Genomic DNA, 18,396 nt, shown 5'->3' on the forward strand with positions numbered 1-18,396 from the left:
GATTAACTTAGATAACGAATAATGTCCGGCAGAGCTTTCCAGAGCGTATATCGAGGTTGGAAGCCCAATTCCCGGCCGATTTTAGCAGACGAATACCACGCCGAACCGGTTAATTTTTCCAGGCTATCGCTGTCTATCGGAAAGCGCCGCCCAGCCAAGCGGCCCAAACCGTCGCCTAATTTCGCCACGGCGTTTAAGACCGGTATCGGTACCGACCAGTTAATCCGGGGTTTGCCGAGCGCGGCTCTAATCGCATCGTAAATTTGCCGGGTGGAATAACATTGATCATCGGTAACAATATAAATTTGTCCGGCGGCTTCGGGCTTCTCGGCAGCCAAGAGTGCGGCTTCGACCAAGTCCGCTACATGTACCATCGAACGCCGGTTTGCCGTGTCCGGTAGTGGTGGAAATATGCCTTGGCGAGTCGCTCGGATCATGCGCGGCAGATTGCCTTTCTCGGTATTGCCGTAAACCATGCTGGGTCGCAATACGACCGGATGCGGGATATAGCCGCCGTGCAGCACCAACTGCTCCGCGCTGTATTTTGATAAGCCGTACGGATCTTCAGCCGGTTCGGTAACCGTTTCGTCCATGGGTTGCTGTAGGCTGTCGCCGACCGCTTTCACGCTGCTGAAGAATACAAAAACCTTTACGCCGGAAAGTTGAGCGGTTTCCAGCAGCCTACGCGTCCCCTCGGTGTTGATTTGCCGATATTCCGCCTCATTTTGACGAGGCTCTGCCAAGGCGTGAGCTTTGCCCGCCAGATGAAACACAATGTCTATGCCGGTACACAATCCCGCCGGGTAGGGTTGCGGCTGCGCCAGATCAAAGGCGACGCTATCCTGGCCCGGTTCGGCGCGGCTGCAAGTTCGTACCGTATAACCTCGGTTTCGTAAGGCGTGGCAAAGTTGAGTGCCGATAAAACCATTGGCGCCGGTGACGAGGGCATTGCTCATGATAGCGATTGCGAAAAGTACATAGTAGTTAGCGGCATATGCAGCGGCTGTCGGGTGGTTGCGTGACCTTGGTTAACTAAGGACCGGGATGGTCATAAACAAATTATTGCTTGATTCCATGCTCTGCAAACACTTCAAACTTGCCTTCCTTGTCGAAGGAAACCACTTTATACGCGTCTTGCTGGCCGCCCATTTCCATGCCGGGGCTACCCATGGGCATGCCGGGAGCGGCGATGCCGGCGATTTTCGAGGTGCCTTGCAGTAATTTTTGGATGTCGGCGGCCGGGACGTGACCTTCGATGACACGGCCGTCCACGACAGCAGTATGGCAGGAAGCCAATTTTTCGGGGACACCGAAGCGGGCTTTGATGGTTTCCATGTCTTCGCTGATCACATCATTGATTTTGAAGCCGCTTTGCTTGGCGTGTTCCAGCCATTTGCCGCAGCAGCCGCAGGTGGGGCTGCGGTAAACCGTCATTTCCTTTTCCTCTGCGGACGAGTTCTGGCTAAATGCCGCCAGTAACAAAACGATTAATTTCAATGCGTACATAAATACCTCTTTATTCGCCGTGTAGCGTAACGATGATAGTGCGATTGCCGGCATGATTGCGATGCTCGCCCAGGTAAATCCCTTGCCATATTCCCAAGGCCAATTGGCCGTTGCTGATCGGAATGCTTAGCGAATTGCCCAGGATAACGCTTTTAATATGGGCCGGCATATCGTCCGGGCCTTCGAGCGTGTGCCGATAGTATGGTTCATTTTCCGCCGCCGTTCGGGAAAAATAGCTTTCCAGGTCCCGGCGCACATCGGCGTCGGCATTTTCGTTTATCGCCAGCGATGCCGAGGTGTGTTGCAGAAACACATGTGCCAAGCCTATTTCAATGTTGTCCAGTTCAGGTAGTTGGGTCACTATCTCCCGCGTTATCAAATGGAAACCGCGCGGTTTGGGGGCAAGCTGTATACGTTTTTGAATCCACATATTGGGACTGCTAAAAATTGACAAATCCTGGAAATCCGGGGGTGCGGTAATTATTCAGCGAATCGCAGTAATCTGCAAATCGCCCTTTTTGATTAAACTGCCCTCACCTTAGTCCTCTACCTTGGAGCAATGCCGTTAACTTCAGCCCCCTCTCCTGCCGGAGAGGGGTAAGGAGAATCAAAAAAGTACATCACTTGTTTTTATGCCATCGCTCCAATCTTCTCCTTTATGCCCCTTGGCTACGGAGGGAGAAGGAACGATCCACCTAAACTTAAACGGATTACTCTCGGGGGGGCAGGAGCTTTCAAGTATAAACGCCCTTATTTATCGATGATATTGCGGACTCAATTCCCTTACCGCATCTACCATGGCTTTGACGTGTTCCGGATTAATGTCCGGCAAAATGCCGTGGCCCAGATTGAATACATGCCCCGAGCCGTTGCCGAAACCTTGCAATACTTTGCCCACTTTCTCGCGGATCACTTCGGGTTGCGCGTATAAGGTAATCGGGTCCATATTGCCCTGCAAAGCTACCCGGTCGCCAACGCGGGCGCGTGCCTGACCGATGTCGGTTTGCCAGTCCAGACCGAGCGCATCGTAACCGGTATCGGCCATCGCCTCCAGCCACAGACCGCCGCCCTTGGTAAACAAAATGGTGGGGATTTGCTTGCCATCATGGCGGGTATTTAACAACTCGCGCACCTGCCGCGCATAGCGTAGCGAAAACTCCAGATAATCGTCGTGGCTGAGCATGCCGCCCCAGGTATCGAACACCATCACCGCATCGGCGCCGGCGGCGATTTGCGCATTCAGATACGAGGCAACCGATTGCGCCAGCTTGTCCAGCATTTGATGCATTAGTTGCGGCTGTTCGAACATCAGGCTTTTTACCTTTTGAAAGCTTTTGCTGCTTTTGCCTTCCACCATGTAAGTAGCCAGCGTCCACGGACTGCCGGAGAATCCGATCAAGGGTACTCGGCCTTGCAGATTGGTTTTGATCAAGCGGACCGCGTCGATTACATAGCGCAATTCGGCTTCCGGATCGGGAATCGGCAGTTTGGCGATGTCGGCGGCGGTTCTGACCGGGTTGGCGAATTGCGGGCCTTCGCCTTCGGCAAACGAGAGACCTAAGCCCATCGCATCGGGAATGGTCAGAATGTCGGAAAACAAGATCGCTGCGTCGAAATTAAAGCGTTCCAGTGGCTGCAAAGTCACTTCGCAAGCCAGTTCCGGATTGGTGCAGAGCTGCATGAAGCTGCCGGCCTTGGCGCGCACTTCCCGGTACTCGGGTAAATAACGTCCGGCTTGGCGCATCATCCATACCGGAGTGCGCTCGACGGGCTGTCTTAACAGGGCTTTTAGGAATAAGTCGTTTTGTAAATTGGTCATTCGTTTCGATTGGGGGGTGAGAATCAGCGGCGGCTTTCTTTTTGCACTGCCCGGAAGCGCTTTTCCATGGCCTGCTTAAATTCGCCTGGCATAACGGCTTTAAGCTGCGTCGCTTCCGCGGCAGATTGAAAGGAGCCGTAAATTACCACGTATTTTTCTTGTTCGCCTTTATTGATAGGGTAAAACTTCAGGCCGTCGCGGTAATCGGCGTATTTTTTCTGAAAACGCAACGCCGCATCTTTATTGGAAAGCACCATAACCTGTAAAGTGAAGTTGCCTGGGGGTTGCGCCATGATCCAGTCCTGATCGCTGCCTTCGAATGCGGGTTTGGCAGGTTTGCGTTCCACGGGTTTAGCGGCGGTTTGCGCGGGCGGTTCCACTGTGGGTGTCGAGTCAGCGGCGGGTAGCGGTTTTTCAGGCGGCGGCTCGGGTTTGGCTGGCGCCGAGCCGGCATCGACTGGCGTGCCGGCTTTTTCGCTTGTAATAGGTTGGCCGGCAGATTGTTTTGCCGTGTCATTTGCAACCGGGTTGGCAGGTGCTGGTTTTTCCGGAACGGGAGGAACAGCGACAGGAACATTAATTGGCGCCGGTTCCGGCTCTGCGGCTTTAGGTTCGGGTAGGGCTGGTAACGGTGGTTGCGCGCTTGCTATCTCTTTCGTTGTTGCTGTAGACGGCGCCGTTGCTTCCTGCGTCGTCTGTATCGGCATGCTTTCGGTTACAAGCTTGCTGTCGGTTTGCTTGGCAATCGGCTGATCGACGGCAGTTGGCTCAATGCTCGGCTGCAACGGTAATAAAGATTTCACCGCATAGCCGGCACCGGCCAACACACCGGCAATTGCCAGCCACAAGCCTATACGGCTGCGTTTTTGGCTTTGGTAATTGGCCAGTTTGGGCAATTGCCCGAGAATCTTGCCGGGAATGCCATTGGTATTCCGGTACAAATCGTCGATCAAACTATCGGTAATGGCGTTATAGGACACGATGGCGCCGGGTTGCGCCGATAGGTTTTGTAAATATTCGCCGCATTGTTTTTTGCTGAGCGGCGGTAACTCGATGAAATGGCATTCCTCCACCAGCTTGTCGGTACCGCTTTTAATGTGGAATTGATCGTGATTCATCGCAAACACCAGCCGCAAGCCCGGCAGCGAATCGGCAAATTCCATCAACATCGTGATCAGGCCGGGTACCAGATTGCCGGCATCGTCTATCAGCAGCACCACTTTTTGTCTAGCGCACTTGTCGCGCAATGCGCTCAGATCGAAAGCCGAAGCTTTGGCGATATTCAGGCCGCGTAATAAATCGTTAACCAGGCTTTCGAAGCTGGAATTGGCAGAGGCCGACAACAGTACGACTTCCCACATATCCTTGCGATTTTGTCCGACGGCGGCCAATAAGGTGGTTTTACCGATGCCTTCCGGACCGCAAACAATCAGCGATTGCTGCAAATTAGCTAATAAATGCAACAGCAAATCCAGTTTTTGCGAGCGTTCCAGCGTGATCAAGGCGCGCTCGGCGTTGTTGCCCACCGTGCGGCGCTGGTAGCTGTAAGTCAAATTGTCGTTATCCAGCATAGCTGTTCAAGGTTGCTTGCAATTGCACCTGATCGACATTGACAGGCAACGACGCCTTACCTAACGCTTCCAACAGAATCACCCGGATTTTGCCGTCGACATTTTTCTTATCCACAGCCATCAAATCGATATATTGATCGGTCGTCATTTCCGTCGGTGGCGTGACGGGTAAGTTGGCGGCCTTGAAGATGGCAACAATCCGATTGACGTCGGCATCGTTCAGCCAACCCAGGCGGCGCGACAAATCGGCGGCAAAGCAGGTGCCAATGGCAACCGCCTCGCCGTGCAGATAATGGCCGTAGCCGCTACCGGTTTCGATAGCGTGGCCAAAGGTGTGGCCGAGATTTAGCGTGGCGCGTACACCCGATTCGAACTCGTCTTCGCCGACCACTTTGGCCTTATTGACACAGGAACGCTCAATCGCATAAGCCAAAGCGTCTTTATCGCGCGCCAGCAAACGCGGCATATTCGCTTCCAGCCATTCTAAAAAGCCAGGGTCGCGGATCAGACCATATTTGATTACTTCCGCCAAACCTGCCGACAACTGCCTGTCGTCCAAAGTATCCAGCACATCGGCGTCGGCGATGACGCATTGCGGCTGATAAAACGCGCCTATCATGTTTTTACCCAGCGGATGATTCACGCCGGTTTTGCCGCCGACCGAGGAATCGACCTGGGCCAGTAAAGTAGTAGGGATTTGGATAAACGCAATGCCACGTTGATAACAAGACGCCGCAAAGCCGCCCATGTCGCCGATCACACCGCCGCCCAGCGCAATCAATGTGGCGTTGCGGCTAAATTTTTTGGCAAGTAATTGATCGAAAATTTTTTCCAGATACTGCAGGGTCTTGTATTGCTCGCCGTCCGGTAGGATGGCCGTTTCGACTTGGTAATCGGTTAAAGCCGCCTGTAGTTTTGCCAGATAAAGCGGTGCAATAGTCTCGTTGGTAACGATCAAGACCTGTTTGGCGCGAATGTGTTTGGTCAACAGCTCCGCTTGGGCCAGCAAGCCGGAGCCTATGTAAATCGGGTAACTTCTGTCGTTATTTAGTGCAACTTGCAATTCTTTCATGATCTTCTAAAGCAGCCTGGTATTGCTGCAAAATGGTTTTAACCACGGTTTTAGTGGGCAATACGCCGGAATCGATTTTAAAATCGGCGCATTCCGTATATAGCGGGTCGCGTTGCGCCAGCAGGGTTTGCAGACGTTGTCTGGGATTATCGGTGCGTAATAGCGGGCGTTGCGTATCGTGTTTGGTGCGATGCAGAATTTTGTCGATGGAGCAATGCAGATACACCACGAAACCGTTATTCTTTAATGCTGTCCGATTCTCCGGCATTAATACCGCGCCGCCGCCGGTAGCCATTACTATCCCTTGCAATGCCGATAAGTGATGAATCACCGTTTGTTCCCGCATTCGGAAACCTTCCTCGCCCTCGTAGGAGAATATAGTCGGAATATCGACGCCCGTGCATTCCTCGATGACTCTATCGCTGTCATAGAACGGCCATTGCAAAGCTTTGGCAAGCTGTTTGCCTATCGTGGTTTTACCCACGCCCATCAGGCCTATCAGATAAATGTTTGCCGCTGATTTCATTGCATTGGCTATTGGCGCTCAAAAAAAACCCGAGCATTATGCCCACTTTTTGCAGGGAGTTAAATTTTATGATGCCGGGCGTTAGCTTTTGAGGGCTACTAAAAATTAAAGGAATCTCCTTCTGTCATCTGGAGAAGGTTGAGATTAGGGTGATAAAAATAGGAAATTCACCTTATTTAATTCTCCTCACCCCAACCCTCTCCATCAGGAGAGGGAGTCAATTTACTTTCACAGGCTAATGCTATTAAGTTGGAACATCCCCTCTCCCTCAGGGAGAGGGCTAGGGTGAGGGGTAATCAACTTCTTAATTGCCTCTGTTTTACAGGGTCTCTTAGCTCAATTAAAGTCAGCCGAATGGCTTCCATCACCGCCGGCGTGTCTTGTAAAACCTCATTATTCCAAAATCTCAGCACTCTATATCCCGACTGTTCCAAATAATGGCTTCTACTTTGGTCGTACTCCTGTCGATCGGCATGCTGTCCGCCGTCAATTTCTATAACCAACTTGGGTTCCAGGCAGACAAAATCAACAATAAATGGGCCGATAACCTGCTGTCTGCGAAATTTGCAGTCCAACAACTGCCGATTCCTGAGCTGTTGCCAAATCGTGCGTTCGGCATCGGTTTGATTTTTGCGTAATGAACGGGCCAATTCTTTCATTGCAAAAGCCTTTTTTGGATTCCCTCACCCCAGCCCTCTCCCGGAGGGAGAGGGGGAATTCGCCAGACTACGCTTGGCTTGCGTCATATAGCTAGGAAAGTTAGCTCCCTCTCCCTTTGGGAGAGGGTTGGGGTGAGGGGAGATAAAAATTCCAGCAACATTCTCTGCCTTGCAAGCTAACAATACTCCCGATAGCTTTTGCGCAAATAGCCTATCCAAACTGCGCCGCAATCTGCCCCTGAATTTTTTCCGCCATGGCTTTACGGTCAGCTGCATCTCGAATGGGTCTACCCACCACTATATAGTCAGCGCCATTTTGAATGGCTTGTTCGACGCTGACCGCGCGTTTTTGATCGTCGTCTTCGCGGTTATCCACCGGCCGGATGCCGGGAGTAATCACCAACAGCTTTTCGCCCAAATGTTCGCGGATCATAGCCACCTCCAGCCCGGACGAAACAATGCCGTCGCAGCCAATCTGCAACGCACGCTTGGCGCGCGACAGCACCAGTTCGCGCACGTCGCATTGAAAGCCCAAATCGTCCAGATCGCCGCGATCCAAGCTGGTTAATGCGGTGACCGCCAACACTTTTAAATCGCCCTTGGCGGCTGCAGCGGCTTCCATGATGGAATCGTTGCCGTGGATAGTGGCCAGATCGACGCCTTTATTGCTCAAGGCTTTAATCGCGCGGCCTACCGTGGCGGGGATGTCGAAGAATTTAAGATCGACAAACACCTTTTTGTCGCGAGCCTTAAGCCATTCGATGAAACCGAAATAGTCCCCGGACATGAACAGCTCCATGCCCACCTTATAAAAAATCACCGCATTACCCAACTCTTCGACCAAGGCTTGCGCTTCGGCGATGCTGGAAACGTCCAAAGCCATGATCAGGCGTTCGCGGACGGGAATGGCTTTGTTTGATAAGAATGAAGTCGACATAAGGATTGTGAAATAGATTGTTTACTGGATTTTGGGTGGCATTTTTATTGGTGAGTTGGACAAGACCTGCTAGAGTGGAATGGCCAATTGTTGTTTTTCCAGCACATTCATGCAAACGGAAGCGTGATGTGGCGAACGAAGGAGCCGTAATATGACATTGAATACGTCATTGCGCCGTAATCTACCGCGCCGTTGGGTTTTCATTAAACTTTCATTAAGCTGAAATAAACAAGGCCTAAAGTTCTATAATCAGGCAAGCAAATGATGTTCTCATTAAGCTAACCAGTATATTTGATATGAATCAATTTCGCCCAAAAGGATTTATTCGGCCGCTACAGCCTGAAATGCAAAGCGTTAAGCGGGCTATGGATACCGCTTTAATTTTTGTCACACTATACGTCTCGCTCAGCATTTATGGTGAGCCATTTGTTCGCGAATACTTTGGCCTGTTCATTGTCTGCACCGTATTGTTCGGTATTTTTGCCGAGCACCAGGAGATTTATCAAGGCTGGCGCGGCGATCCATTATTCGACGACGCCGTGCGCATCCTGCTGTCGTGGGTGGTGGCTTTTGCGCTGATTGCCAGTAGTTTTTTTGTCTTCGATTTTGGGTTTGAATATTCCAGAGAAGTATTGGAGCTTTGGCTGCCGTTGGCGCCGCTCAGCATCATCATGCTGCATTCTCTGCGGCGCTCGGTTTTGTCTTATTTGCGGCGGCATGGCCTTAATACCCGCAACTATGCCATTTTGGGCGGCAATGCGCTGGGTAAGCGCTTAAACACTGCCTTAGCTGAAATGCCTTGGCTGGGCTACCGGTTTATCGGTTTTTTTGACGACCGCATCGAGAACACGCAACGCCGACAAAGTGAAGACATGGTGGAGAGCATCGTCGGCAACTTTAAAGAGTTATTGGAAAGAGCGCAGCGCGGCGAAATCGATCATATCTATATTACCCTGCCGTTGCGGGCGGAAAAACGGATTAACCAACTGATTCGCGAGCTGGCCGACAGTACCGTTTCGGTCAATATCGTTCCTGATTTTTTTACGTTTAACCTGATGCAATCCAAATTAAGCAGCGTAAAAGGCATCCCGGTAGTCAGCGTGTTCGATACCCCGTTAAACTCCTCGATGGATGGCTTTTCCAAGCGACTGGAGGATTTGGTGCTGTGTGCGATTATTTTGCCGATTATTGCGATTCCGATGCTGATCATCGCCATCGCCATCAAGCTGACGTCGCCGGGGCCGGTCATATTCAAACAAATGCGGTACGGCGTTAAAGGCGAACCGATTGAAGTGTGGAAATTTCGGTCGATGTCGGTGTGCGAAAACGGCGACACCATTAAACAAGCCACAGCCAACGACAGTCGGGTGACACCGTTGGGCGGATTTTTGCGGCGCACATCGCTTGACGAGTTGCCACAATTTCTTAACGTATTAAGCGGTACCATGTCGGTGGTTGGTCCCCGGCCGCATGCCGTGGCGCATAACGAATATTATCGCAAGCAAATCCAGGGCTACATGCTCAGGCATAAAATGAAGCCGGGCATTACAGGATTGGCGCAAATCAGCGGTTGCCGCGGCGAAACAGATACCATCGACAAAATGGAAAGACGAATACACCACGACTTGGAATACATTCGACATTGGTCGGTGGCTTTGGATTTGAAAATCGTGATGCTAACGGTCTTTAAAGGATTTGTCGGGCAACAGGCCTATTGAATTCCTTTACCCGTTTTATCCTGAGGGGATTAATTGCCCAGGAAATAGGTAAAAATTACAGTAATAAGCAGGACGCTAAAATAAACAAGGATGGCCGCGTGAGTATTACTCAACAACATACAGATTCACAACAACGCTTCGCTGTTCGCTTGCTTGGGTGGCGACTGTTTTGCAATTGTTTCGCCGTCTAAGTAATGGCTGTATTTGCATTGATATCTTATCTTCGTGCACGATGATGTTTGATTTGTGTCCCGAAATTACCAGCTGAATTTGGCCGAAGTCATCCACAGGCTCATTAATCTAACCAGAACAACCCATGGCTAAATTCAAAAGGAATCGTAAACTGGCATTTCTATTCATTCTGTTAAGCATTGCCTGGATAGCTGTCTTATTCGCCGAATCGTCACAGCCGCCAGCTAAGATAATGAGCGAAGTTAACGGCTTGGATAAAGTGGCTCACTTTGTGGCGTTTGGTATATTGGCGTTGATGCTGTGCATTGCTTGTTTCTATTTAAAAGGTACGCCAACAATGCCGTTGCTATCCATGCCTTTACTAATAACGGTTTTATCCGGCTTTGTGGAGGAAGGGTATCAAATGACAGTGCCGGGTCGCGCTGCAAGTTTCCCTGATTTGTTTGCCGATTTTTGTGGGGCTATTTTTGCAATTTTATTAGTCAATCGAGTCGTTCCATTAATAAGGGAGTACAAAGGAAATGGTTCGGACTGATATATTAAAGGCGTAACGTCAAAGGTTTTCTTATTCAATATAGAAGTTATTACGCGTCGAAATAATAAAAATGGATAAACATTAGGATAATATGTTTCAGGGGGTTGCTTGTTAAATAAATATGCTAGAAATGATGTTACGGCTTCAATATTATCGGGGTGTATACAATAATATGGATATAAAGCCGGTAGAACAAAGGCAAAGTCTTGCCAGTAAAAGTATCTCTGCGTTGAAATGGAATTATATCGGCCGTCTGATTTCATTGTCGTTACAATTTATAGTCGGAATAGTACTAGCGAGACTTTTGGGGCCAGAACCTTTCGGGTTGGTTGCAATTGCTTTATTTGTACAAGGATTGGGTAATCTATTTGCAGAAGGTGGGCTGAGTTCGGCGCTAATACAAAGCCAAAATATATCAGAATTCGATATTCGTAGCGTTTTTTCAACTCAGCTTGTGATTGGTGTTTTAATTACTTGTTTGGTTATAAGTTTGGCGCCATTGCTTGCGGTGTTTTTTAACGAGCCGAACGCAACGCCGGTAATTATCGCTATGTCATTTTCATTTACCATTCAGGCTTTGGGGCAAACTTCTTCTGCGTTAATTAAAAAAAATTTGGCATTTAAAAAGATACAAATTATCAGTCTGTTCTCATATTGTGTGGGCTATCTGGGTTTAGGCTTATCACTTGCTTATCTTGATTACGGTGTTTGGAGTTTGGTCGCTGCGCAATTATCCCAAGTCAGTCTAAACGCTTTTATTACCTATTTCAGTCAAATACATCCTATACGGCCTTTTGTAAATCCTAAGAAATGCCGGTTTTTACGGTTTGGCGCAGCAATAACCCTAAATAATATTACCAGCTGGGGTATTAGCAATCTTGACACTGCAATCATTGGTCGAAGTTTCGAAACAGCGACTCTTGGTGTATATAACAGGGTGTTTAATCTGGTTAATATGCCAATGTACGCTGTGGTGTCCAGTATGCAATCGGTATTATTCAGCGCATATTCAAAGTCTCAAAGTAACAGGCAGATCTTGCGATGCACATTTGTCGCCTCCACGACTATCATGGCGTTACTCTTCTTACCGTTCTTTGGCGCGATGGCTGCAGTTCCAGATTTAATTATCAATTCACTTTATGGTAGTAAGTGGGTGGCAGCAATTCCTCTAATGACTCCATTATGCTTTGCCATGGCTATTAATGCCATGTTGGCTATGTCTGGTCCTTTACTAAGCTCTATCGGTTTGCCGCAAATTGAATTAAAAGCGCAGTTGGCGGCGTTGTCCTTTAGCATCCCAAGTCTTATTCTAGCAGCACAATACTCTGTGTTAGCCGTAGCTTGGACATTATTAGGCACCTATGTTTTTCGGTTACTGCTTTTGGTAATTGCCACGCTTAAGGCGGTTGGAGATAAACCGTATAGATTATTTACCATTATTATCATGCCATTGGTTATAGCCATTTTGCTATACGGGCAATGCTGGTATCTCGGGCAATTGCCTTGTCTGCAAGCTTACTCTACGGCAATTCGGCTTAGTATGATTGTTTTTAGTTGTGCTTTAAGCTATCCGTTTTGGTTATTGCTTTTTAGAAGGCTAATTATTTGTGGCAATATGAAGGAGTTTCTAGTTTCTCTTCAAAATAAATTACCTGTAAGGCTTTTTAAATTGGTCGGGTTAGCCGTATGAGCCATAGTCAAAACCTTATAGTAATAACTTTAATGGCGTCTCAAGGTGAAACCGGAGTTCAAACGCATTTTAATACAATCCTTGATGCAGCCAAAAAACTAGACCTTGAATGCCAGCTAATTTATCCGTATGACCCTAGAGTTAGAGTGCCAAGAAAATTTGTTACCTTGATGGCCAGATTGCTCAGAACTATCAACAAGGAATGGGCCGTTTTATGGACTCGTTGGACGCACTATTATTTGATCCGTTATTTACTCAGGCAAAGCCTTCGAGTAATAGCTGAGTCTGTCGCTATCTATGCACAGGATCCGTTGAGCGCACGAGCGGCACTAATGGAGAGAAAGCCTGGTAATCGAGTGGTAACTGTTGCGCATTTTAATATTTCGGAATCTTATGAGGTTTTGACAAAGGGATTAACTGTTGAAGGTGGGTGTTTATACAAACATTTTCAGGAAAATGAAGCGTACACCCTGCCCCGTGTTGATAAGATTATTTTCGTATCGGCTTTTATGCAGAAACTGGTCAATGAAAGGTTACCATCGATTCATCTAGTGCCTCAGGCAGTTATCTCCAACTTCATTCACGATCCTGACCGACAGGGAGTCCCGCAATTGCGGAATGATTTAATAACCATCGGCTCACTCGAAAAGCGGAAAAATCAGGCTTTCATATTGAGAGTATTAGCCGAAGCCCATGCTCGTGGTCACAGGTATAAATTAACAATAATAGGAAATGGCCCGGACCGATTGCGGCTGGAAAGTTTAGCCAACGAGCTTAAGCTTACAGACAGTATTACATTCTTAGGATTCCAAGCGAATGCCTCAGGATATATGGCGGGTCACAGAGTATATGTTCATGCAGCACTAATGGAGAATTTGCCGATTACGCTCCTAGAGGCCTTATCTTACGGATTACCGATATTAGCGCCCCCTGTCGGAGGTATTCCCGAGGTTTTTACCGATGGAGAGCAAGGCTATTTTTGGTCCTTAGATAACGTGGATTTAGCAGTCGATAAACTTTGCATGATTCTTGAGAATAACGATCTATGCGAAAAACTGTCGGAAGGAGCCAGAGTTCAGTTTGAAACACATTTTTCGGAACATGTACTCGCTAATACTTGGCTGACAGAAATAAGCAGTACTTAATTTTTCAATACCCAAGGTGCCAAAGGAAAGCATGGACATTAAAACTATCGGCCTAGTGGGCCCTATTGAAACAGCATCATTCCAGGATATTTTATCCTCGCCGGGTGGACAGCCTTACCCAAAAGGTTTGGGTGGAAGTCCGGTTAATCTGATGGCCCGAGAGCTTTATAGTCGCGGTTATAACTTAATTCTGTACTCGTTAGACCGAGAGGTAAAAACCGAGGTAACGATCAAAGGAGAGCGTCTAACTATTCATTTTGGGCCATACAGAAGAAGAAGGGCTTTAGACTTTTTTGCGGCGGAAATTAAATATTTGGCACAAGCTATATTAAAAAATCCACCGGATTTTCTTCATGCCCATTGGACTTATGAATTTGCGCTGGCCGCACAAGCCACTAAGTTGCCACATTTGGTTACCTCGCACGATGTGCCGTTTAATATCTTAAAACTTGATCATAGCCCGTATCGTATTATTCGAACACTGATGGGTTGTAAGGCAATCTGGAAAACTCGATATTTATCGGCCGTCGCTCCTTATGTTGCAGAGAATCTAAAGCGCCAATTGTTTTATCGAAGAACGATAAGAGTCATCCCCAATGGGATGCCCGATGGCATTTTCAATAGGCCAAAATCCGTCAAATCGACCGATGCTCCTCTTACCTTTGCTACTATCCTAGTTGGGTGGTCCGGTAGAAAAAATGGCGAAGCCGCTATTGAAGCCTTTGCCTTAACGCGTAAACATTTGCCAAATTGTCGCTTAATTATGTTTGGTTCAGGACACGGAATTAACGAAGAGGCCGAGTTGTGGGCAAAAAGTAGGGGGTTTCAAGAGGGAATAGAGTTTGTCGGTCAACATCCTTACGAGAAATTAATTCAACGGATACGTGACGAGGTTGATATTCTGGTGCATCCCGCTTTGGAAGAGGCGCAGCCGATGGCCCTTATTGAGCCAATGGCGATGGGTATTCCTGTGATTGCTGGGCAAAGTAGTGGTGGAGTTCCTTGGACTTTAGGTAATGGTGATGCTGGCGTATTAGTAGATATTACTCAACCACAGCAAATAGCTGATGCTATGTTGAGTTTGGCAAATAATAATGCTGAGCGCTTACGAGTTGGACTCGCTGGATTAGCTTTGGCCAAACAGCGCTTTCATATCGGTGTCGTTACCGACGCCTATTTACAGGCCTATAACGATATTTTGACAGGGTTATGGAAATGAAGGTATTACACGTATTAGGGGAGTTAAATCCTTCCGGTGCGGAAACAATGCTATGTGCGGCAGGAACTTCCTTGAAAAAGTTTAATATAGACTGTGAAATATTGTCTACAGGGATACAGCTCGGGCCTTACTCAGATGAATTGGTAAATGCCGGTTACAGCATTCATCATATTGCCTTCAGAAAAAGCCCATTGTTTTTTTGGAAGTATTTTAAGCACCTTAGAATAAATTCCTACGACACTATTCATCTTCATACTGAGCGAGCTAATTTTTGGTTGGGTATATTAGCGTTGTTAAGTGGCAGTCGTTGCGTAAGAACTATTCACAATACATTTCCTTTTACCGGTTTTTTAGGTTGGACTCGAAAATGGCAAAGGCAATTGCTGGATAGGCTAGGGCTGACACATATTTCAATCTCTCAGTCTGTGCATGATACAGAATCTAAGCATTATAAGTTGCAGACTCCGATAATTCAGAATTGGTACAACAGCGAACGTTTCAAGCTTACAACTCAACATCAGCGTATTAAAGCTAGGGCCGATTTAAATTTAACTGGGGATGATTTTGTTTTTTTAACAATAGGTAATTGCTCATCAGTAAAAAATCATATTGCTCTTATTAAGGCATTAGCTAGTTTGGAGCAACTCTCTTGGGTCTATCTTCATGTTGGAATAGAAAAAGATTGCAGTGAGCGTTATTTGGCAGAGCAGTTGGGTATTGCCGAGAAAATCCGTTTTTATGGATTGCAATCCGATATCCTGCCTTTTTTACAAGCGGCAGACCTTTTTGTGATGCCTTCTATCTACGAGGGTTTCGGCATAGCTGCGATTGAGGCCATTGCGACTGGTCTGCCGGCATTACTTGCGGAAGTTTCTGGTCTTATTGATTTTAAACCAATCTTTAGTGATTTGTTTTACTGTGAACCAAATGAGGAAGCTATTGCTAAAGTATTACCTGACATTATTATTTCCAGTCGCGAGGCTATAAACCAGCGAGCGATAGAAAATTCAAATATTGCTGAGAAACTCTATGGTATCGAACGTGGGTTATCAAAATATATTGATTTTTATAAAAACTGAATAGGGCAAGCTATGGAATTTTTGCTCTTACCAATTTTTATTTTCTTCCTTTACGCAGTGTTTAGTTTTGTGAAGAATCCTCATTTGGCTGTAATCATTATTTTATTAGTCAGTGTTATAAATACTTGGTTTATTGAGCCTCCATCCGCTATGTTAGGGATACATGTTTACCTCTATGACCTAGTTTTCGTTCCGCTTTTTCTTAGCGCACTATTTCGAATTATTTTTCTAGGAGAGTGGCGTTTCATTTCCATACTTTGGGCCTTGTATGGGCTCATTATATTTTACGGCTTATTTGCCGGATTAAAAATTTACGGAACTTATGCGGGGGTAGATTTTCGCAATTTCTTTTGTTATTGGGTTGGTACTTTATACTTCATGAGTTTTGCCTATTCGAAAGAGATGTTAGATAGGTTCTATAGGCATTGGGTGCTGATTTGCTCATTACTGTTGTTGATTGTTTATTTTCGATTTGTTGCTGATTTTCTGCATTTGCCCATATCTGCAACATGGAAAGCTGCAGATTCCACAGGTGTAAGGTTTCGTGTTACCGACTCTGGGCAGGCATATTTATTAAGCGCGGTAGTGATTATGTTTTTTTTGCGTTTTGTTATTCCAACTATAGAACCGCCTTCCCGAGTTTTGACTGTAGCATTTCTGTTGGCTGTTATTGTGTTACAGCATCGCTCCGTTTGGGGGGCAACAATACTTGCAATAGCTACTATGTTTTTGTTGCCCGGTATTAAAATGCATAAAATAATAGGCAAACTAGCAGCTCTTGGTGTTATTGGCATGATTTTAATGATTCCATTGGTATTTTATGGGTATGCTGATAGTTTTATCGATTCAATAACGGGTTCCGCAGAGCGTGCAACTAATTTGGGAGCAGGAACTTTTGGTAGTCGTGTGCAATATTGGGAACGTATAATTATTTATTGGAACAAGTTAGCTTTTTGGGAGCAGTTTTTGGGAGAGCCATTTGGCTCAGGCTATGCGGGAAATGTAACTGCTCCACATAATATGTTTTTTCATTCGCTTTTGCGTGCGGGGGCGTTTGGAACATTTATATATCTTCTTTTTTATTCAATTTTATTGGTTAAGTTATTTTTGTATATTTTAATGAATAAAAATGATCGACTTTATCCTTCGCAGTTCTTTATGTTGATTGTGGCGCAAATAGCTTTTTACATACCGTATTCACCGCAGCCCCAACATGGCATTCTTCTTGGAATTGCAGCAAGCCTTGTAATTAGGGGCATTGCTGAGGGGGGTGGAAATAAAGAGAGAAATGCCAAGTATTTTTTAAATGCAACTTCAAACAAAAGACATGATGCCAAATCAGCATAAATTTGTAACATTAGATGCGTTAAGAGGGGTTGCGGCAATTCTGGTCTTAACAAGGCACACGTCTTTATATTGGGGGGAGATGAGTTTTCATCATGCGTATTTAGCTGTAGATTTGTTTTTCATGTTAAGTGGTTTTGTGATTAGTCATGCATATGATAAGAGACTAATCGCCTATGATATGAAATTGAGTGGGTTTGTTCTTACTCGGCTGATACGGCTTTATCCGTTATATTTGTTGGCGCTCATTACTAGTGCGTTAGTTTTTTTTCCAAAAAAAAATTTTTTTTCTGGTGATACAGGCATTGGGTATGATTTCTTAGTGTCATTATTTTTTTCTTTGTTTTATTTTCCATATAAAGTCGATGGTAGTGGGTCGCTTTTTTATATTAATGGGGTGTCATGGTCTTTATTTTTTGAGCTATTAATTAATTTTTTTTATGTATTATTTCGACCTTTTCTTTCAATAAAAATTTTAGTGTTTGTTGTAATTGTGACTGGGTTATATCTGGGGGGGGTCGCTATTTATGTGGGAGGCTTAGATTTTGGCTATCTTTGGGATTTGCAGTCGATACTTATAGGAAGTGCAAGAACGATATATGGTTTTTTCTTCGGATTACTATTGCATAGGCTTTTTTTGAAATATGGAATGGCAAAAACATCAACAATAAAAAGCTTTTTGATAGTATTGTTGGCGAGTTTTTTTCTTGGTTTCCAAAATATAAATGCATTGAATGGGTTTGTCGATTGTTTTAGTATTCTTTTTGCTTTTCCGGTATTTGTGTTTTTAGGGGCTATTTTCATCCCAAAAAATAAGTTGTTATATGTTTTTGAGGTTCTTGGCATTGTTAGCTATCCACTATATCTTTTGCATGATTCTGTAGGCGCCGGGATTGCTAAAATGCTGATGCTTGTTGGAATGAATGTTAAACAGTTTGCGCCTTATGGTGGATTCATCCTTATCGTTATATTGTTTGTAGTATGTTTGTTCCTTGATCGGTTTTACGACCGCCCTGTGCGGCGTTATCTATCTGCTATTGTGTTCAGAAGGTCTATCGGCGATAAGGTGCGAAATTGATATGGTTTTGAGTGCGCCTTCCTCTTTCGGGTATATATGTTGATAATTTATTTATGGGAAGGTTGGTAAGTTAGCGGATGCTCTTTATTGGTCCTGGATTTACCTTTATTTTAGTTAAAAAAATTAGTCTATGGTGCTCAGTAATAACGGCTCCCCAAGAAGTTGAAGACTGCGCATTCGTTTTCTCCTACTTGTTAGAAGGTATACAATTAATCGAATTTTTTGATGGTAATTAATTGTGTTTGTCTGGGTGTGGTTTGGGAAGGTTATTTTCTGAGCTATCTGCGTTAAAAATGACGGATTTTT

17 protein-coding genes are annotated in these 18,396 nt (G+C 46.1%); 8 read left to right on the top strand and 9 right to left on the bottom strand.

The features are described 5' to 3' along the window. Nucleotides 1-2: 2 nt before the first annotated feature. The 9 genes from ACH50O_RS20425 to pyrF all read right to left on the bottom strand — a co-directional run bounded on the left by ACH50O_RS20425 (nt 3) and on the right by pyrF (nt 8,090). Nucleotides 3-956 carry an NAD-dependent epimerase/dehydratase family protein gene (locus ACH50O_RS20425; protein ID WP_446809587.1) on the bottom strand — a complete coding sequence of 318 codons (954 nt, stop codon included), beginning with the start codon at nt 954-956 and terminating at the stop codon, nt 3-5. A gap of 103 nt (nt 957-1,059) precedes the next feature. After that, on the bottom strand, nt 1,060-1,506 hold the full coding sequence (locus ACH50O_RS20430; protein ID WP_446809588.1) for a DUF411 domain-containing protein: 447 nt from the start codon (nt 1,504-1,506) through the stop codon (nt 1,060-1,062). 10 nt (nt 1,507-1,516) lie between these two features. Next, on the bottom strand, nt 1,517-1,936 hold the full coding sequence (locus ACH50O_RS20435; protein WP_446809589.1) for a secondary thiamine-phosphate synthase enzyme YjbQ: 420 nt from the start codon (nt 1,934-1,936) through the stop codon (nt 1,517-1,519). 324 nt (nt 1,937-2,260) lie between these two features. Then, nucleotides 2,261-3,325 (bottom strand): uroporphyrinogen decarboxylase, encoded by a 1,065-nt coding sequence (gene hemE, locus ACH50O_RS20440; RefSeq protein WP_446809590.1) that lies wholly within the window; start codon nt 3,323-3,325, stop codon nt 2,261-2,263. Between the two features lie 23 nt (nt 3,326-3,348). After that, on the bottom strand, nt 3,349-4,896 hold the full coding sequence (locus tag ACH50O_RS20445) for an AAA family ATPase (protein WP_446809591.1): 1,548 nt from the start codon (nt 4,894-4,896) through the stop codon (nt 3,349-3,351). Then, nucleotides 4,886-5,968 carry a 3-dehydroquinate synthase gene (gene aroB, locus ACH50O_RS20450; RefSeq protein WP_446809592.1) on the bottom strand — a complete coding sequence of 361 codons (1,083 nt, stop codon included), beginning with the start codon at nt 5,966-5,968 and terminating at the stop codon, nt 4,886-4,888. The genes ACH50O_RS20445 and aroB overlap by 11 nt, the downstream gene beginning before the upstream one ends. Next, a complete protein-coding gene (locus ACH50O_RS20455; RefSeq protein WP_446809593.1) occupies nt 5,940-6,494 on the bottom strand; it encodes a shikimate kinase in 555 nt (184 codons plus the stop codon). The genes aroB and ACH50O_RS20455 overlap by 29 nt, the downstream gene beginning before the upstream one ends. A gap of 296 nt (nt 6,495-6,790) precedes the next feature. Next, entirely contained in the window at nt 6,791-7,153 is a 363-nt protein-coding gene (locus ACH50O_RS20460) for an endonuclease domain-containing protein (protein ID WP_446809594.1), read from the bottom strand. A 211-nt stretch (nt 7,154-7,364) separates the two neighbouring features. Further along, nucleotides 7,365-8,090, bottom strand: a complete 726-nt coding sequence (gene pyrF, locus ACH50O_RS20465) for an orotidine-5'-phosphate decarboxylase (RefSeq protein WP_446809595.1) — start codon at nt 8,088-8,090, stop codon at nt 7,365-7,367. A gap of 296 nt (nt 8,091-8,386) precedes the next feature. Between pyrF and ACH50O_RS20470 the strand changes: the two genes are divergently transcribed. The 8 genes from ACH50O_RS20470 to ACH50O_RS20505 all read left to right on the top strand — a co-directional run bounded on the left by ACH50O_RS20470 (nt 8,387) and on the right by ACH50O_RS20505 (nt 18,090). Continuing rightward, nucleotides 8,387-9,808: an undecaprenyl-phosphate glucose phosphotransferase gene (locus ACH50O_RS20470; protein ID WP_446809596.1), complete on the top strand. Its 1,422-nt coding sequence runs from the start codon at nt 8,387-8,389 to the stop codon at nt 9,806-9,808. Between the two features lie 316 nt (nt 9,809-10,124). Beyond that, nucleotides 10,125-10,535: a VanZ family protein gene (locus ACH50O_RS20475; RefSeq protein WP_446809597.1), complete on the top strand. Its 411-nt coding sequence runs from the start codon at nt 10,125-10,127 to the stop codon at nt 10,533-10,535. A gap of 172 nt (nt 10,536-10,707) precedes the next feature. Next, nucleotides 10,708-12,225 carry a lipopolysaccharide biosynthesis protein gene (locus ACH50O_RS20480; protein WP_446809598.1) on the top strand — a complete coding sequence of 506 codons (1,518 nt, stop codon included), beginning with the start codon at nt 10,708-10,710 and terminating at the stop codon, nt 12,223-12,225. Continuing rightward, nucleotides 12,222-13,370, top strand: a complete 1,149-nt coding sequence (locus tag ACH50O_RS20485) for a glycosyltransferase family 4 protein (RefSeq protein ID WP_446809599.1) — start codon at nt 12,222-12,224, stop codon at nt 13,368-13,370. The genes ACH50O_RS20480 and ACH50O_RS20485 overlap by 4 nt, the downstream gene beginning before the upstream one ends. Nucleotides 13,371-13,401: 31 nt before the next feature. Next, a complete protein-coding gene (locus tag ACH50O_RS20490; protein WP_446809600.1) occupies nt 13,402-14,589 on the top strand; it encodes a glycosyltransferase family 4 protein in 1,188 nt (395 codons plus the stop codon). Further along, nucleotides 14,580-15,668 (top strand): glycosyltransferase, encoded by a 1,089-nt coding sequence (locus ACH50O_RS20495; protein ID WP_446809601.1) that lies wholly within the window; start codon nt 14,580-14,582, stop codon nt 15,666-15,668. Before ACH50O_RS20490 ends, ACH50O_RS20495 begins: the two co-directional genes overlap by 10 nt. A gap of 12 nt (nt 15,669-15,680) precedes the next feature. Beyond that, nucleotides 15,681-17,015: a hypothetical protein gene (locus ACH50O_RS20500; protein ID WP_446809602.1), complete on the top strand. Its 1,335-nt coding sequence runs from the start codon at nt 15,681-15,683 to the stop codon at nt 17,013-17,015. After that, nucleotides 16,975-18,090, top strand: a complete 1,116-nt coding sequence (locus ACH50O_RS20505) for an acyltransferase family protein (protein WP_446809603.1) — start codon at nt 16,975-16,977, stop codon at nt 18,088-18,090. The genes ACH50O_RS20500 and ACH50O_RS20505 overlap by 41 nt, the downstream gene beginning before the upstream one ends. The last annotated feature ends 306 nt before the right edge of the window (nt 18,091-18,396 follow it).

It is taken from the genome of Methylomonas sp. 2BW1-5-20 (genome assembly GCF_052474515.1).

Bases quoted from the DNA above. Each gene is read 5' to 3' on its own strand.
- ACH50O_RS20455 (WP_446809593.1), bottom strand. From the start codon at position 6,494: ATGAAATCAGCGGCAAACATTTATCTGATAGGCCTGATGGGCGTGGGT.
- aroB (WP_446809592.1), bottom strand. From the start codon at position 5,968: ATGAAAGAATTGCAAGTTGCACTAAATAACGACAGAAGTTACCCGATT.
- ACH50O_RS20425 (WP_446809587.1), bottom strand. From the start codon at position 956: ATGAGCAATGCCCTCGTCACCGGCGCCAATGGTTTTATCGGCACTCAA.
- ACH50O_RS20495 (WP_446809601.1), top strand. From the start codon at position 14,580: ATGGAAATGAAGGTATTACACGTATTAGGGGAGTTAAATCCTTCCGGT.
- ACH50O_RS20470 (WP_446809596.1), top strand. From the start codon at position 8,387: ATGAATCAATTTCGCCCAAAAGGATTTATTCGGCCGCTACAGCCTGAA.
- ACH50O_RS20500 (WP_446809602.1), top strand. From the start codon at position 15,681: ATGGAATTTTTGCTCTTACCAATTTTTATTTTCTTCCTTTACGCAGTG.
- ACH50O_RS20490 (WP_446809600.1), top strand. From the start codon at position 13,402: ATGGACATTAAAACTATCGGCCTAGTGGGCCCTATTGAAACAGCATCA.
- ACH50O_RS20430 (WP_446809588.1), bottom strand. From the start codon at position 1,506: ATGTACGCATTGAAATTAATCGTTTTGTTACTGGCGGCATTTAGCCAG.
- pyrF (WP_446809595.1), bottom strand. From the start codon at position 8,090: ATGTCGACTTCATTCTTATCAAACAAAGCCATTCCCGTCCGCGAACGC.
- ACH50O_RS20505 (WP_446809603.1), top strand. From the start codon at position 16,975: ATGCAACTTCAAACAAAAGACATGATGCCAAATCAGCATAAATTTGTA.
- hemE (WP_446809590.1), bottom strand. From the start codon at position 3,325: ATGACCAATTTACAAAACGACTTATTCCTAAAAGCCCTGTTAAGACAG.
- ACH50O_RS20475 (WP_446809597.1), top strand. From the start codon at position 10,125: ATGGCTAAATTCAAAAGGAATCGTAAACTGGCATTTCTATTCATTCTG.
- ACH50O_RS20435 (WP_446809589.1), bottom strand. From the start codon at position 1,936: ATGTGGATTCAAAAACGTATACAGCTTGCCCCCAAACCGCGCGGTTTC.
- ACH50O_RS20460 (WP_446809594.1), bottom strand. From the start codon at position 7,153: ATGAAAGAATTGGCCCGTTCATTACGCAAAAATCAAACCGATGCCGAA.
- ACH50O_RS20445 (WP_446809591.1), bottom strand. From the start codon at position 4,896: ATGCTGGATAACGACAATTTGACTTACAGCTACCAGCGCCGCACGGTG.
- ACH50O_RS20480 (WP_446809598.1), top strand. From the start codon at position 10,708: ATGGATATAAAGCCGGTAGAACAAAGGCAAAGTCTTGCCAGTAAAAGT.
- ACH50O_RS20485 (WP_446809599.1), top strand. From the start codon at position 12,222: ATGAGCCATAGTCAAAACCTTATAGTAATAACTTTAATGGCGTCTCAA.